This is a genomic window from Streptomyces sp. NBC_01077, assembly GCF_045162855.1.
Lineage (GTDB): Bacteria > Actinomycetota > Actinomycetes > Streptomycetales > Streptomycetaceae > Streptomyces.
Window position 1 is genome coordinate 9,987,419 of sequence record NZ_CP108669.1, and the last position, 12,657, is coordinate 10,000,075.

General features: G+C 69.4%; 12 protein-coding genes. 6 read left to right on the top strand and 6 right to left on the bottom strand.

Annotated elements, in window-relative coordinates; all coding sequences use genetic code 11:
* Nucleotides 1-191: 191 nt before the first annotated feature.
* Nucleotides 192-1,271, bottom strand: coding sequence for an IS630 family transposase (locus tag OG462_RS44815; protein WP_406066258.1), 1,080 nt, complete (start codon nt 1,269-1,271; stop codon nt 192-194).
* A gap of 84 nt (nt 1,272-1,355) precedes the next feature.
* On the opposite strand from OG462_RS44815, the gene OG462_RS44820 reads away from it, so the two are divergent.
* Together OG462_RS44820 and OG462_RS44825 are read left to right on the top strand one after the other, a co-directional pair.
* Nucleotides 1,356-2,525 (top strand): IS701 family transposase, encoded by a 1,170-nt coding sequence (locus OG462_RS44820; protein WP_406053450.1) that lies wholly within the window; start codon nt 1,356-1,358, stop codon nt 2,523-2,525.
* A 347-nt stretch (nt 2,526-2,872) separates the two neighbouring features.
* Complete coding sequence (locus tag OG462_RS44825) at nt 2,873-3,718, top strand: GNAT family N-acetyltransferase (RefSeq protein ID WP_406053448.1); 846 nt, start codon at nt 2,873-2,875, stop codon at nt 3,716-3,718.
* 428 nt (nt 3,719-4,146) lie between these two features.
* Here OG462_RS44825 and OG462_RS44830 read toward each other — a convergent pair whose 3' ends face one another.
* Complete coding sequence (locus tag OG462_RS44830; RefSeq protein WP_406053446.1) at nt 4,147-4,941, bottom strand: GNAT family N-acetyltransferase; 795 nt, start codon at nt 4,939-4,941, stop codon at nt 4,147-4,149.
* A 1,408-nt stretch (nt 4,942-6,349) separates the two neighbouring features.
* Here OG462_RS44830 and OG462_RS44835 point away from each other — a divergent pair.
* A complete protein-coding gene (locus tag OG462_RS44835; protein ID WP_406053444.1) occupies nt 6,350-7,102 on the top strand; it encodes a transposase family protein in 753 nt (250 codons plus the stop codon).
* A 109-nt stretch (nt 7,103-7,211) separates the two neighbouring features.
* On the opposite strand, the gene OG462_RS44840 is transcribed toward OG462_RS44835, so the two are convergent.
* Nucleotides 7,212-7,646, bottom strand: coding sequence for a DUF6892 domain-containing protein (locus OG462_RS44840; RefSeq protein ID WP_406053442.1), 435 nt, complete (start codon nt 7,644-7,646; stop codon nt 7,212-7,214).
* On the opposite strand from OG462_RS44840, the gene OG462_RS44845 reads away from it, so the two are divergent.
* Together OG462_RS44845 and OG462_RS44850 are read left to right on the top strand one after the other, a co-directional pair.
* Nucleotides 7,645-7,956, top strand: coding sequence for a hypothetical protein (locus tag OG462_RS44845; protein WP_406053440.1), 312 nt, complete (start codon nt 7,645-7,647; stop codon nt 7,954-7,956). The genes OG462_RS44840 and OG462_RS44845 overlap by 2 nt on opposite strands.
* A gap of 356 nt (nt 7,957-8,312) precedes the next feature.
* A complete protein-coding gene (locus tag OG462_RS44850; RefSeq protein ID WP_406053438.1) occupies nt 8,313-8,660 on the top strand; it encodes a hypothetical protein in 348 nt (115 codons plus the stop codon).
* Nucleotides 8,661-10,053: 1,393 nt separating this feature from the next.
* On the opposite strand, the gene OG462_RS44855 is transcribed toward OG462_RS44850, so the two are convergent.
* From OG462_RS44855 to OG462_RS44865, 3 genes are all read right to left on the bottom strand, one after another.
* A complete protein-coding gene (locus tag OG462_RS44855) occupies nt 10,054-10,209 on the bottom strand; it encodes a hypothetical protein (RefSeq protein WP_319323310.1) in 156 nt (51 codons plus the stop codon).
* Nucleotides 10,210-10,478: 269 nt separating this feature from the next.
* A complete protein-coding gene (locus OG462_RS44860) occupies nt 10,479-11,207 on the bottom strand; it encodes a L,D-transpeptidase (protein WP_406066267.1) in 729 nt (242 codons plus the stop codon).
* Nucleotides 11,208-11,716: 509 nt separating this feature from the next.
* Nucleotides 11,717-12,016, bottom strand: a complete 300-nt coding sequence (locus OG462_RS44865) for a hypothetical protein (RefSeq protein WP_406053436.1) — start codon at nt 12,014-12,016, stop codon at nt 11,717-11,719.
* Between OG462_RS44865 and OG462_RS44870 the strand changes: the two genes are divergently transcribed.
* On the top strand, nt 12,017-12,505 hold the full coding sequence (locus OG462_RS44870) for a hypothetical protein (RefSeq protein ID WP_406053434.1): 489 nt from the start codon (nt 12,017-12,019) through the stop codon (nt 12,503-12,505).
* Nucleotides 12,506-12,657 lie beyond the last annotated feature (152 nt).

Consider the following 12,657-nt stretch of genomic DNA (forward strand, 5'->3'; position numbering starts at 1 on the left):
TGACCCCCAGCATCCGCGCGATAACAGCACCCGAACGTCCCTGGTCGAACAACTCAGCCGCCCGCACACGCCGGGCCTCGGCCAACTGCGGCCGCGTCAAAGGAGGAACAACAGGCGAAGGCTTGAAAGACACAGCATCAGGATCCCACCAACGACTCCACGGCGCCCACAGAACTACTGACGTCAGCTCGTCAGGGTGATAGTTGCTCGACGAGGGTCAAGCCGGTCCCCGCTATGAAGCCGTCGAGGGTGTGGGACCGGTATTGAAGGCGTTTGAGCCTGTTACGGACAAGGGCTTCGAGCTGGTCGAGGGCCATGACGGCGAGGTTGGCGAGGCTGCGTTTGACGTGGGCCCATACCCACTCGACGGGGTTGAGGTCGGGCGAGTAGGCGGGCAGCAGGAACACCGTCAGCCATGCCCGCTCGGCCACGAGGGCCTGCATCCTGCGGGACACGTGGGTGTTCAACCGGTCCCAGACCAGCACGATTGGTGCCCCGACCAGCTGGTGGACACCGTCGATCAGCGCGATGAAGTCCCGCTCGCCCATACTGCGACGGGCACTTTTCCCCGCGGGATGACTCCGCAGGCGGTGACACAGCCGGGTCCGGGAACCCGGCCGCATTGCAATCAGCCCGGCCACTGACAGCCGGCCCGAACGGCGGCCGCTGATGGTGACAACCGGGGTCACTCCGCGCGCAGCCCCAGGTCCGTCCCCGCGGCGGCCTGCGGGTGAACCCGGCTTCGTCCTCGAAGCAGACGTAGCCCCCGCAGGCCGCCCTCGCCCTTTTACCTCCGCCCAGGTCGCCTCCTTCCATACGGCGACAGCCTGCTCATCGCGCTCCGCGACCCGCCGGGCGGGCACCTGCGGGCTGAAGCCCAGCCGGTGCATCAGCCGGGTCGCACCCGAGACGCTGTAGGAGACATGGAACTTCCTGCCGATCAGCGTGGCCACCCGCGAGGCGGTCCACACCTGGTCCTCCACCCAGCCATGCGCGGCCGGCCCCTGCTCCAGATACGCGGCCAGCTTCTCCAAAGACCGCGGGGACAGCCGGCACCGCGACCCGCTCGGACCACGGGAGGCCAGCGCCTGAACACCGCCATCCCGCCACAACTGGTGCCACTGATAAGCCGACTTCACACTCACCCGCAGCCGCCGTGCGACTTCCGACGGCTTGATCTGCTGCTCGAACAGTTCAGCCGCCTGCATCCGAACCGTCTCCCGACGCCGGCGCCCCGTCGGCGTCAGCCCGCCCCCATCTGCATATCTCACACCTCACGGATACAGCCACCCGCCTTCACCCGTCAGGGACTTCACACAGATTCACCCCGACGAGCTGAAGTCAGTAATGAAAAGGTGGATGTCCGGTCGTGGGCGGGTGAGTTGAAGGCTCTGCATGAGCGGTTCGTGCATCGTTTTGCCAGGTCGGAGCCGCGTGAGTCGGCGCTTGCGTACATGCAGGGGCTGATCGCTCCGTTGGAACGGAAGAATGGCTGGACGCTGGCGGAGGAGGCCGGGCATACGGGTCCGGACCGGATCCACCGCTTGTTGAACCGGATCGACTGGGACGCGGAGGAGGTCCTGGACGACGTTCGCGAGTACGTCGTCGAGCATCTCGGCGACCGGGAGGCGGTGCTGATCGTCGACGACACCGGATTCCTGAAGAAGGGTGTGCGATCGGCCGGGGTCCAGCGCCAATATTCGGGCACGGCCGGGCGGACGGAGAACTGCCAGGTCGGGGTCTTCCTCGCCTATGCGGCTTCGCTGGGTCGGACGCTGACCGACCGGCGCCTCTACCTGCCGGCATCCTGGACTGACGATCGTGAACGGTGCCGGCGGGCCGGTATCGACGACACGGTCGCCTTCGAGACGAAGGTCGCGATGGCCAGGGCGATGGTCCGCCGGGCGATCGAGGAGAAGATCCCGTTCGGGTGGGTGACCGCGGACGCCGGCTACGGCTACTCGAAGAGCTGGCGGACCGAGCTCGAGCATGCCGATGTCTTCCATGTCATGGCCACCAGCCGCCACGACACCGTCGTCACCCGCTGGGCCATCGACCATCCCGTCCACGACCTCTTCCACGATCTGCCCAGACAGAAGTGGAAGCGCCGGTCCTGCGGCAACGGCGCCCACGGCCCACGGGTCTTCGACTGGGCAAGGGCCGAGGTCCGTCCCTGGCACCGGGAAGACCGGCGGCACTGGGTGATCGCCCGCCGCAGCGTGAACCGGCCCCAGGCGATCTCCTACTACATCGCCTACTGCCCCGCCGACACCACCCTCGACCAGCTGATCCACATCGCAGGCAGCCGGTGGGCCGTCGAGGAATGCTTCCAGACTGCCAAGGGCGAGTGCGGCCTGGACGACTACCAGGTCCGCCGCTACCCCGGCTGGCACCGCCACACGACCCTGGCCATGGCAGCCCACGCCTGCCTCACCGTCCTGCGAGCCCGCGAACTCGATACGGAGAAAGCAGAAACGGATCCTCCGACCTCGTCCCCCTCAGCCTTCCCGACCTCAGACGCCTGATCCACCGCCTCACCCACCGCCAACCGGCACCCATCGACCACGTCCTGCACTGGTCCCACTGGCGACGCAGACGCCAACACCAAGCCCGCGCCAGCCACTACAAACGACGCGGCCACACACCACCAGAAACTGCCCAACCGTCACAACAAGGACCGTTGCAGTGCTAGGGCCAATACACCGAGACACACCTAAATCACCGGTATTGGGTCTAAGTGGACCAGAGTCGCTTCTCGTGAACAGAGCCAGGATCTCTTGTCCAAGGGACAGGGGATGTGCCTGAGGCGGTGCGGCTCTGGGAGGGGTGTGCTGGACTGGGCTGTGCGGCCTGTGTAAAGGGAGTGGGCCCCATGGACGTGAACATGCCGGTCCGGTTGCGGGACGGGAGTGGGCTGACCGTCCGCCCCATGAGCCCGGACGATCACGCCGCCGTGGTGTCGCTGATCGACACCGACTGGCTGCCCGGACAGCATCATCCCAGCCGCCAGTTCCCGCTGAAGCCCGCAAAGCGGCTGCGTGAGGCAGAAATCCTCGTCGTGTGCAACGTCCACGGCGAAGTGGCCGGGGTGGTGGATGTGGGAGTGCGGCTCGCCGACGGGGCCGGGCTGATCGTGCAGCTGCACGGCCGGGAGGACTTCGAGATCGTCACCGCGCTCCTGACGGTGGCCAGGGCCCATCTGGGCCAGCGGACGCTGTACGCGTGTACCGGCCCGGCCACCGCCACCGGCATCCCCGGCCTGCCCGTCGAGCACCGCGCCGTCACCGCCCGCGCCCTGACTGCTGCCGGTTTCTCCCCGGCCTCCGCCCAGCGGTACTTCCTGCGCGACCTCACCACCGCCCCGCCCGCCCCGCCAGAGTGTCCCCTGGCCGACGTCACCCCGATCGCCGACCCGCCAGGCTGGCAGCTGGAACTCACCGACACCGACGGCCGCCACATCGCCACCGCGATCCTGCGCGCTCCCACCCCCGAAACCGCCGACATGGCCGTCCTGTGGCAGCTCACCGTGCGCCACCCTAACCGCCGCCAGGGCATCGCCACCCGCCTCCTCAGCCAGTGCCTCCGCCACGCGGCCCAGCACGGTGCCCACCACCTCACCGCCGACGCCCCCGACGGCGACATCCCCGCCGCCCACCTCCTCGCCGGCGCGGGCTTCCTCGCCCTCGACACCCTCACCGTCTACCAACGACGCCTGTGACGTGGCCCGCCCCACCCCTGTGTACGAGCTCACGTACGTGCACAGCCGGGTACGACTCACATGCAGAGTCGCTGTGCTCCAACTGGCGCAAACACGACGGGCATCGGGGCCGTCCGGCCGTGCCGAATGCCGAACCGCTACGAGCGATCAGGCGCCTGCGGCGGCGCCGGCTCGTACGCAGGCATCCGTTGACCGTACAGACGGGGCGGCGGCACAAGGATGGGGCCAGGACGCGGGGGAGACCCCCGTCCTGACTTTCCGGGGCCCATGACCGGGGCCGGTATGCCGAAGAGACCGCATCAGCCGCCCTCCGGGTGCTGTCCGGCCGCTGTCGGGGCAGGGGGCCGGGACGCCGGTATCGGCATCCGGAAGCCAGAGCCGGAGGTCAGTCTGAGGTGGTGGGCTGGTGGCGTCCGTGGCCGGGCTGGTCAGGGGCGGCGGTAGACGGTCGGGGTGTCGATGAGGGCGAAGCCGGCGGCGGCGAGGAGGTGGGCTGCGGTGTGGTCGCCGGCGTTGGTGCGGGCGGTGACGTCGGTGGCGTGGTGGGCGGCAGCCAGGTGCAGGCACTGGGCCAGCAGCCGCCCGCCGGTGTCGCGGCCCTGGTGGGCGGGGTGGACGGCCAGCCGGGCCAGGGCCACGGTGCCGTCAGCGGCGTGCAGCACGGCGGTGGCCAGCAGCCGGCCGCCGGTGTCGGTCATCTTCAGACGCCAGCCGGGCGGATCGGTCAGCGCGGTGACCTCGGCCAGCGGATAGCCGGGCGGGCGCCTGGGCACAGCCACCAGGCGCCGAAAATACCAGATGGCACCATCCGGGATGAACCCGGCCGCCTGCAGGACCCGGACCGTGACGGGCCGGTGCCTGACCGGCAGCCCGGGCAGAACCGCCGCGTCCGGGGACCCGCCGAAGGCATACAGAGGACGCCGCTCGCCCAGGTGCGCCCGGGCCAGCGCGAGCAAGGAGGCGATCACGCCGAAATCCTCACCGCCATGCAGCCACCAGATCACCCCGGCATCGTCCCCGGGCCGTACCCCGCAGCGGACCGCCCCCTCGGCCCGGCCGGCCGGGCCGACGAGGACGAAGGTTTCCGCCAGGTCCGCGCCGGGCCCTGACAGCGGCTGATCCAGCAGGAATGGCGCCGCCGGGGGAAGGCCGGGGAGCCGGTCGGCCTGGAGCAGGGCCAGCACCGCGTCCTGGTCGGTGTGTGCGTACCGGCGGGCCGACATGTGGTCATGCTTCCCGGCATGCGACCGCAGCTCCACAGTCCCTCCCGGAACACCTTGCCGGCCGGAGTGTCACGGCGGGTGGTCAGGCGCACGATACGGCCACCGGGCCCGGTCCGGCGTGTGTGACGCGCCGACGGCCGCGGCAGGGGCCGTCAGCCCCCGGAGTATGCCCGGTGACTGAGGGACGTTTCCCGCGGGCCGGGAGCCAGCGGCGCGGCGGGCGGAGAGGTTCCGGCGGGCACGGCGCGGCCCGCGGCCTGCCACTGGGCTCGACGTGCTCAATGCCGGTCAGCTCAACCAGGAGGCCCGGACAGTCCCTCGTCGACCTCCTTCAACGCGGCTTCCCACTCCAGCTTGTCGGCGAGCGCACCCGGGCGTAAACGTGGCCTGGGTCTTGAGGGTTCATGGCTGGCAGGAGGGGTTGCAGGAGACCGGGTCGGTCCGGTGCCCGGGGTATGAGTACCGTCCCCGGGCTGCCTGTTCCGAACGGTGTGGCCCGTCAGGTCGTTGCCTTTCCCGCCCGAACCCGGCACGAGCTCATCGACTCCTGTCCGGAGGCGTACGGCCTGCTGGTTCCGGCGGGTACGCGCGCTCATGCTGGAACAGGCCGGTGAAGCGCTCGGTGTCTTCGCACGCGGTTGATGGCTGGCGCCGCCGGACTCAGCAGGACGCTTCGCGGATGCCTGGTCCGCGGCCGGGGGAGTGCCGGCCCTTGGACCTGGCGGCTGAAGGGGGGATTCCACTCGCCAGGTCCAAGGGTTTGTGCCGCGACCGGCACCGCAGCAGTGAACCCCGGGAGTGTCGCCGCCCCGGGCTTTACTGTGCTACCTCGTGCCAGGACCGTAGTGGGCGGAAGGGGCATATCGGAGTGTGCCGCGCCGCGGGCTCCATAACTGTCAGCCGTGCATGACACTCCCGTGTCGCGTCTCCTGCTCTGCCCGCTGACAATGGAAAAGCAGCGGAGAACTGCCCCTTCAGGGACCAGGACCAGCTGAGGCGGCAGCACCGGTGGTCCCTTCGCGGAATGTCCCGCCGCGAAGGGACCACTGGTGTATCCGGGAGCACTGGATCGGATACACCAGTGGGAAAGCACCACCCTCAGGATCTCGGTGTCGGCCATGGCCGACCACCGGGGCGGGCTGATAGTCACCCTTCCGGCGCCCTGCAGTTCCCGGACCATGCCGGTCACCGGCTATCACCGTGTCGGTGCTGGCCGTTAGCCTGCTGGTATGCCAGAGCGTGCCATCCAGGGCCGTAGGGGCGGCCTGATCTCCTTGGCCGCTGCGGACGCATTGAGCTTGTTCAATGTGGCCACTGATCGGGTGATGGCTGGCGTGGTGTGCCGGGAGAGGCCCTCGAGTTGTTGAGCGGGATGTCTGACGTCCGCAGCTCTTCGACTCGGGGCCTCGTGGTTCCATATCGTGCCGTACTCGACGTCCCGCATGCCCTGGTGGAGTGGGTCACGATGCTCATCGTCACCCGTGCGGAGGGTGACCGCAGGTGCAAGCTGTCACCGTCCGAGCGCGCCCTGGTCGCACTGGTGTACCTGCGCAAGAACGACACCCTGCGGCAACTCGCGGCCGGCTTCGCCACCGGCCTGGGCACCGCCCACGCCCATGTCCACGCCGTGGTCGGCCACCTCGCCGGGCTCGCCCCCGGTCTGACCGAAGCGCTGAGATCCGCCGACGCCCGCTACGTGCTGCCGGACGGGACTCCTGCCGACTGCGACCGGACCGGTGACGGCCGGGCGCACTACTCGGGAAAGCACCGCCGGCACGGGGTGAACCTGCAGGTGGTGACCGCTCCGGACGGCATGCTGGTGTGGATCTCACCCGCCCTGCCCGGCCGGACCCACGACCTGACCGCGGCCCGCCGGCACCGGATCACCGCCACCTGCATCCGCCTGGGCATCCCGGTCCTGGCCGGCCGCGGCTACCAGGGAGCCGGTGACACCGCCGCGGTTCCCCACCGGCGACGGCCGGGCAAGGACCTCACGCTCAAACAGAAGTGCGTCAACCGCGCGCGCCCGCGTCTGCGGTGGCCCGTCGAGAGATCCATCGCGTTGGTCAAGACCTGGCGGATCCTCCGCAAAGCCCGCTGCACCCCGAGCCGGATGACGTCAATCGCCAAAGCCATCCTCACCCTCGAGACTCACCGCTGAACAAGCTCATTGTGGGTTGGCCTGACGGGCGAGAGCGCTGTGCTGACGGCTGCCGCGGCGTTCACCTGTTCTCCTCCCGGGGCGGCGGGCGACTGACGGATGCGGGGGCTCAGTCGGTGTCGATGCCGCGCGCGGCGAAGACCTCCGCCGCGTCCGGCACTGCCAGGACGCCGTCCTCCACGAAGGTGACCTCCCGCAGGTTGGGCAGCAGGGAGAGGTCCTCGAGCGAGCGGACGTCGAACAGGTCGTCCTCGCCGTCCCAGGCGGGGGCGCAGTGCCGGAAGACGTCCGCCCCGGCGTCGAAGCACAGCTCCTCGACGCGGGCGAGCAGCTCGGCCGGGATTTCCAGGGCCTCGAAATAGGCCCGGGACTGCGGCAGTACCTCTGCGTGGAGGCCGTTCTCCAGGGCGTAGGACGCTGGGTCGGCGATCCCCCGCTCGGCCAGCCGCGCAGGCAGGTCGTAGACCGGGAGGAGGGGCTCGGGGCCGTACATGAGCTCCTCGATGATGAGCAGCTTGAGGTTGAAGTCGCGGAACTGGCGCATGGGACATGGGTACCACGGAGGTACGACAGGGGTCGTCCGGTCGGCCCCGGCCGCGCGCAGGCAGGTGGCGGACGGGGCCGCCCCCCACGGCCGGGCCCGGCCTCGCTCAGGCTCGTCCCCGATATGCGGCCATCTCTACGAGCGCGCCTCCTACGACAAGCCGGACCAGCGCTACGCGGGCCGCGCCACCGCGACGTGGACGGTGGAGTGGACCGCGCCCGCCCTTGGAGACGCCGGCACCCTGACCGAGGTCCGGGAGACCGCGTTCACCGTCCGCGTTGTCGAGATGCAGGCGCTGAACGTCCGCTGACCGGCCGTGGTGAGTCCGGTCAGCCACACTGCCCCACCGGCTCTGACCTGCGTGGGTCACTGTTTGGGCCACCCTCGGCGGGCGCGGCCCGAGGACCAGGAGCACAAGCCCGGCTGAGCCCACCGCGTACGTCGTCACCCCGGGCCGTACGTCACCTTGATGACGTACGGACACGCGCTGCGCCCGCCGTGCACCTTGGCATCCCGGTCGCGGCGACGGCGTCCGGGTACCCGCCCCGACCGGTTGCCTGGCTGATCGCCTCACTGGTGCAGCGTGAACTCGCTGCCCGCAGGGCTGGACGCCCCGGCGCCGGGGCGCAGGCCGGGGCACCGCGCGGTTCAGGTCGGCCGCCGGGTGTGCCGTCGCTGACGACGCTGCACCGGGCGATCCGCCGTGATCTGACGCCGGGGGAGCGGGCGGGGCTTGCGAGTGGTGAGCGGGAGGCGCGTAAGCACGATGTGTTCCTGGCACGGCCGCGGGGCTGGCGCAACAAGGTGTGGGAGACCGACCACGTGCAGGCCCCGGTGCTGGTCGATGTCGATGGCAAGGCCCGCAGGCCGTGGATCACCTGGCTCACCGACTGCGCGACGAACGCGATCACCGGCGTCGCGGTCACGCCGGTGCACCCGTCTCGGGAGTCGGAACTGGCCGCGCTGCGCTCCGCGGTCCTGCGTGGACGTGGATATCGAGATGGTTCACCTTGACGCGTATTGCACCACGGCCGACGCTGCCTGCCCGGGATGCGGAGTACCAGTCGACCTGGGTTCACAGCTCCTACCTGCGGTCTCGCTGATGTCCCGAGTGCCGGACGAAGCGTCGTACTCCAGCTGCGTAGCTGCGGGTCCGGCGGTTCCGGTGCGGGAACACCAAGTGCCCAGGCCAGACGTCCGTGGAGCAGATATCCGGTCTCACCTGCAGGCACGGCCAGCACACCGAACGACTGCGTTCCATCCTGACCGCAGTCGGCCTCGCCCTGGCTGGTCGAGCTGGCGACCGCCTGGCTCCCGTGCTCGGCATGTCCATCAGCCGGAGTATGGATCGAGGTTGATTGCCGGGACCGCGCACCGTTCTTCGCCGAAGGCACCTCTGCCGGGGCACCCCAGGCGACGCAGGTCGCCGACCGCTGGCACTTGTGACACAACCTCGGGGAAGCCGCTGAGCGAGCGGTTCGCCAATCGCGTCCGAGCCAGGCACGCCACGGTCCACGCGCTGCTGGAAGCCGGCCACAGCTGTCGCTCCATCGGGCGTCAGCTCCAGATGACCCACCGCATCGTCAAGAGCCTCGCCGATGCTGCGAAGCCGGGAAGACCTCTTTCGCGGCAAGCGGCAGCACAACAGGACCTTCGTCCTCGACGAGTACAGGCCTGTATGTGACCGCGATGACGTACAGGCGAGGTCTCCGCCGGTTGCTCCGAACCCGCCGGAACGGTGAGAGGTGGCTCCGCCAAGCGTTTGAGCGGCGGGCTGGTCCAGTTGTTCGCCGGGTTGCCTGGTTGGTCGCGCGGTGAGTTGCCTGATCGGTTGCGGCACAGGCTGCCCGGCCGGTTGCCGACCCGCACGAGCGCACTCTGCGTCCGTGCAGGTCACGGGCCATGGGTCACCGGATTCCGGCGTCGACACTTCTCTTGTAGGACCGAGGAGAGATGTTTCCTTTCCCTCTCTTCCCGGGGCGGGCGGCGCAGGGTCTGCACGGGGATGCCTCTACGGCGCTCCCCGGGCTTCGGATCTCGTCCGGGCCCGCTCTGTGGGGCGTTGAGCGGGTGGGGCTGAGATCGCCGCGCGTGCCTCGCGGACCTGGGCGCGGGGGAGACGACGCGTGCCCGGATCTCGCCGTTCACTCCCGGGACGGAATCCGAGCACACCAACCCGGCCTCGGGGCCCGCGCCTGACACCGAGGCCGCGCCCTCTGAGGCGTCGTCGTACCGGGTGTGGCGATTGTCGTAGGACGGTGTCGCGCTTCATGGCCTGGCCGGTCGCGTGGACGCGGCCAGGCAAGAGGCCGTCCCACGCTGTCGGCTACGTGACGGCGCCCCTGTGCTCCCCCCCTCGCACATGCCAGGCGAGAAGAGAGCACAGGGGCGTTATGCGGGCCTGCCGTCAGCGGGTCTGCTGCTCGACCGTCGACTTGAGCTCACGCAGGAGTTCGGTGGTCTCCTGCTTCTTGCTCCAGTCCGCGGGAGCGGACTTGACGTTGGACTCGATCTTCCTGACCTTCTCTGCGGCGTCCTGCATGCCGTGCGGCATTTCCGGCATCTACGTCACCTCTCAGAACGGCCGGCTGCTGACTGCAACCAGCTTCACAAAGGTACATATCACATAAAAAGCCTCAGTCGTCTGATTCGGGGTGCGTGCTCCTGTACGTCACCACGATGACGTACAGCCAGGTCTCCGCCGGTTGCTCCAGCCTTGCTGGAACGGTGAGAAGGGGCTCCGCCCGGCGTTTGTGCCGGGACGCGCGAGATGTCAACTGTCGAACCTGTCCCCGCCCCGGCGCGCCCTTGGAGCAGGGGGCATGCGGCACCTCAGAGCAGGGGGGTCATTCGTGGAGCGGCTGGGGTAGGTGGGTGTTCCGCGGCTGGCGGGGGCGGCAGGGTGCTGCCTGCTTGCCATTGGGCCCAGTTGAGGTTCCAGTCTCCGTAGCCGTTGTCGAAAGCGTTCATCTGCGGTCCGGGACCGTTGATGACGCGGATGACGTCTCCTGGAGTGAGGGTGTCGTAGAGCCAGGCGGCGTTGTCGGTGCTCATGCCGGTGCAGCCGTGGCTCACGTTCTCCGCTCCGTGGGCGTCGGCTGACCAGGGTGCGGCGTGCAGGTACTCCCCGCTCCAGGTGACCCGGACGGCATGGCGGACGTCGAGATCGTAGGCATCGGGGCTGTCCTTGGGAATGCCGATGGATTCACCGTTCATCCGGATCGCCGGCTGCTTCTCCAGAACGGTTTTGACCCCTGTGCGGGTTCGGTAGCCGTCTTTGCCGGTGGTCACCGGAATCGTCCTGACGGCCTGGCCGTTGCGGTACACGGTCATGGAGAACCGGGCCACGTCGGTAACCGCCTCGACCCGGTCTCCCGTGGTGATCTTCAAGGCTTCCGAACCGCCGCCGTACAGCGAATCTGTGATCTTCGCCCCGTCCAGGATGCTGTGGGCGGTGATGACGGCGTGCGCGGGCCAGAAGGACGGCGGCCTGAAGTGGAGGGTCTGCGCGTCCACCCAGTGCCACGATCCTCCGGCGTCCGGGACGGATGTGACCCGCAGCCCCTGTTCGACCGCTGCCCGCGGCCGACCGGTCGCTCTGCGGCACGGGGTGACTCAGACGCGCCGCCAGTGGCTGTCCCACCCCGTAGACACCCGGCCCCGGGCCGAACCGGACAGCCAGCACCCCAGCCCCGGCCGGGCGCGCCCAACAGCCCGGAACACCAGCCGGGAGGCGCTCCCTACCCAAGGCGAAGTCGCGGCGGTGGCAGAGACGATGCCGGAACGGGAGTCCGCGACCTGCCTGGCAACCCCACCCTTGTACCTGAGCACGGTCCGGGGTGCTTCCTCCCCGGGGAGTAGCGCGGGAGCCAAGAGCATCACTCCCGTGGACACCGGCAAAGCGCCCCACTTCCACAAAGCACGCGCAGGCATGCCCACCTCCCGCCCAAAACAGACCGCACCGACAGAGACCCTTGCCTGAATGATCAACTCGTCTGCCAGCCAGCGCGAGCCCGCAGTCGGATACCGGGAGCCCCGACAGCGGCTGGGCGTCATCCCGGCAGGCGCAGCTACCCCGCCGCCGCCCACGCCAGCCCGAGGGCGGCGAGCGCGCCGAGCTTGTCGGGGGTCAGCTTCGCGCGCCTGCTCTTGCTTAGAAATACCCCGAGCTTGACCTCCGTGCCATCCTCCAGCTGCTCTGTGTGGGCTCTGGAGACGATCACGGAGCCCGTACGGGCTTTGTACTGGGCCAGGCCGGAACTCCCCGCTCGAAGGCCCCCACTGGCTTTGTGGACGGCTTCGCGGACGCTTCTGGCTCCGGGGCCGTGCGGGATGACGCCGACGACCTCCAGGCGCTCGCGCTGCGCCACATGCCCGGCACCACTGACCTGCGCACCATCCACCAGCCCTGGCTACGCGATCTGCTCCGGCACTGGCTGACCACCAGTTCCCCACGCACCGACAACTACTCCAACACCATGCGCGCCCTGGCCATCGCCTCCCGCGCCCTGGCCCAGCGGCCCGGTGAAGGCCTCGACCCGGCAGCACTGGGCTTCACAGATGCCAGCGCGGTCGTCGACGCCTTCCGCACGGCACTGCGACGCGACGGCACCGCCTACCGCTCCTCCCAGCGGCGCACACTCCTGGCCTGCTTCTTCCAGCTGATCGACTACGGCCGCCGGTCCGAACACCTGAACACCCTCGCGGGACCCTTCAGCCGCGACCCGGTACAGCACCGCATCCGCCTGGAAGGACGAGGACGGCATCGGCAAAGCCCTCCCCGAGTCGGTCATCCGCCAGCTCGACACCCACCTGGACACCCTTGGCACCGGAGAGGTCCAGGGCCGCCGCGACATTGATGCCGATCTCGAATTTTCCCCACTGCTGCTCTTCGCCCCAGTTGGTTCACGAAGTGAACCAACTGGGGAAAGTGGGGAGCGGGAAGCAGAAGGACTCACCGATCGCTGGTGGGCTTGTCGCAGTGCGGGCAGTTCCGGACGGCCGTGGGTGC

What these genes read in the sequence shown, in the direction of transcription:
- OG462_RS44840 (WP_406053442.1), bottom strand. Translation starts at nt 7,646, where the DNA reads ATGCGCCAGTTCCGCGACTTCAACCTCAAGCTGCTCATCATCGAGGAG.
- OG462_RS44855 (WP_319323310.1), bottom strand. Translation starts at nt 10,209, where the DNA reads ATGCCGGAAATGCCGCACGGCATGCAGGACGCCGCAGAGAAGGTCAGG.
- OG462_RS44825 (WP_406053448.1), top strand. Translation starts at nt 2,873, where the DNA reads ATGGACGTGAACATGCCGGTCCGGTTGCGGGACGGGAGTGGGCTGACC.
- OG462_RS44845 (WP_406053440.1), top strand. Translation starts at nt 7,645, where the DNA reads ATGGGACATGGGTACCACGGAGGTACGACAGGGGTCGTCCGGTCGGCC.
- OG462_RS44830 (WP_406053446.1), bottom strand. Translation starts at nt 4,941, where the DNA reads ATGTCGGCCCGCCGGTACGCACACACCGACCAGGACGCGGTGCTGGCC.
- OG462_RS44870 (WP_406053434.1), top strand. Translation starts at nt 12,017, where the DNA reads ATGCCCGGCACCACTGACCTGCGCACCATCCACCAGCCCTGGCTACGC.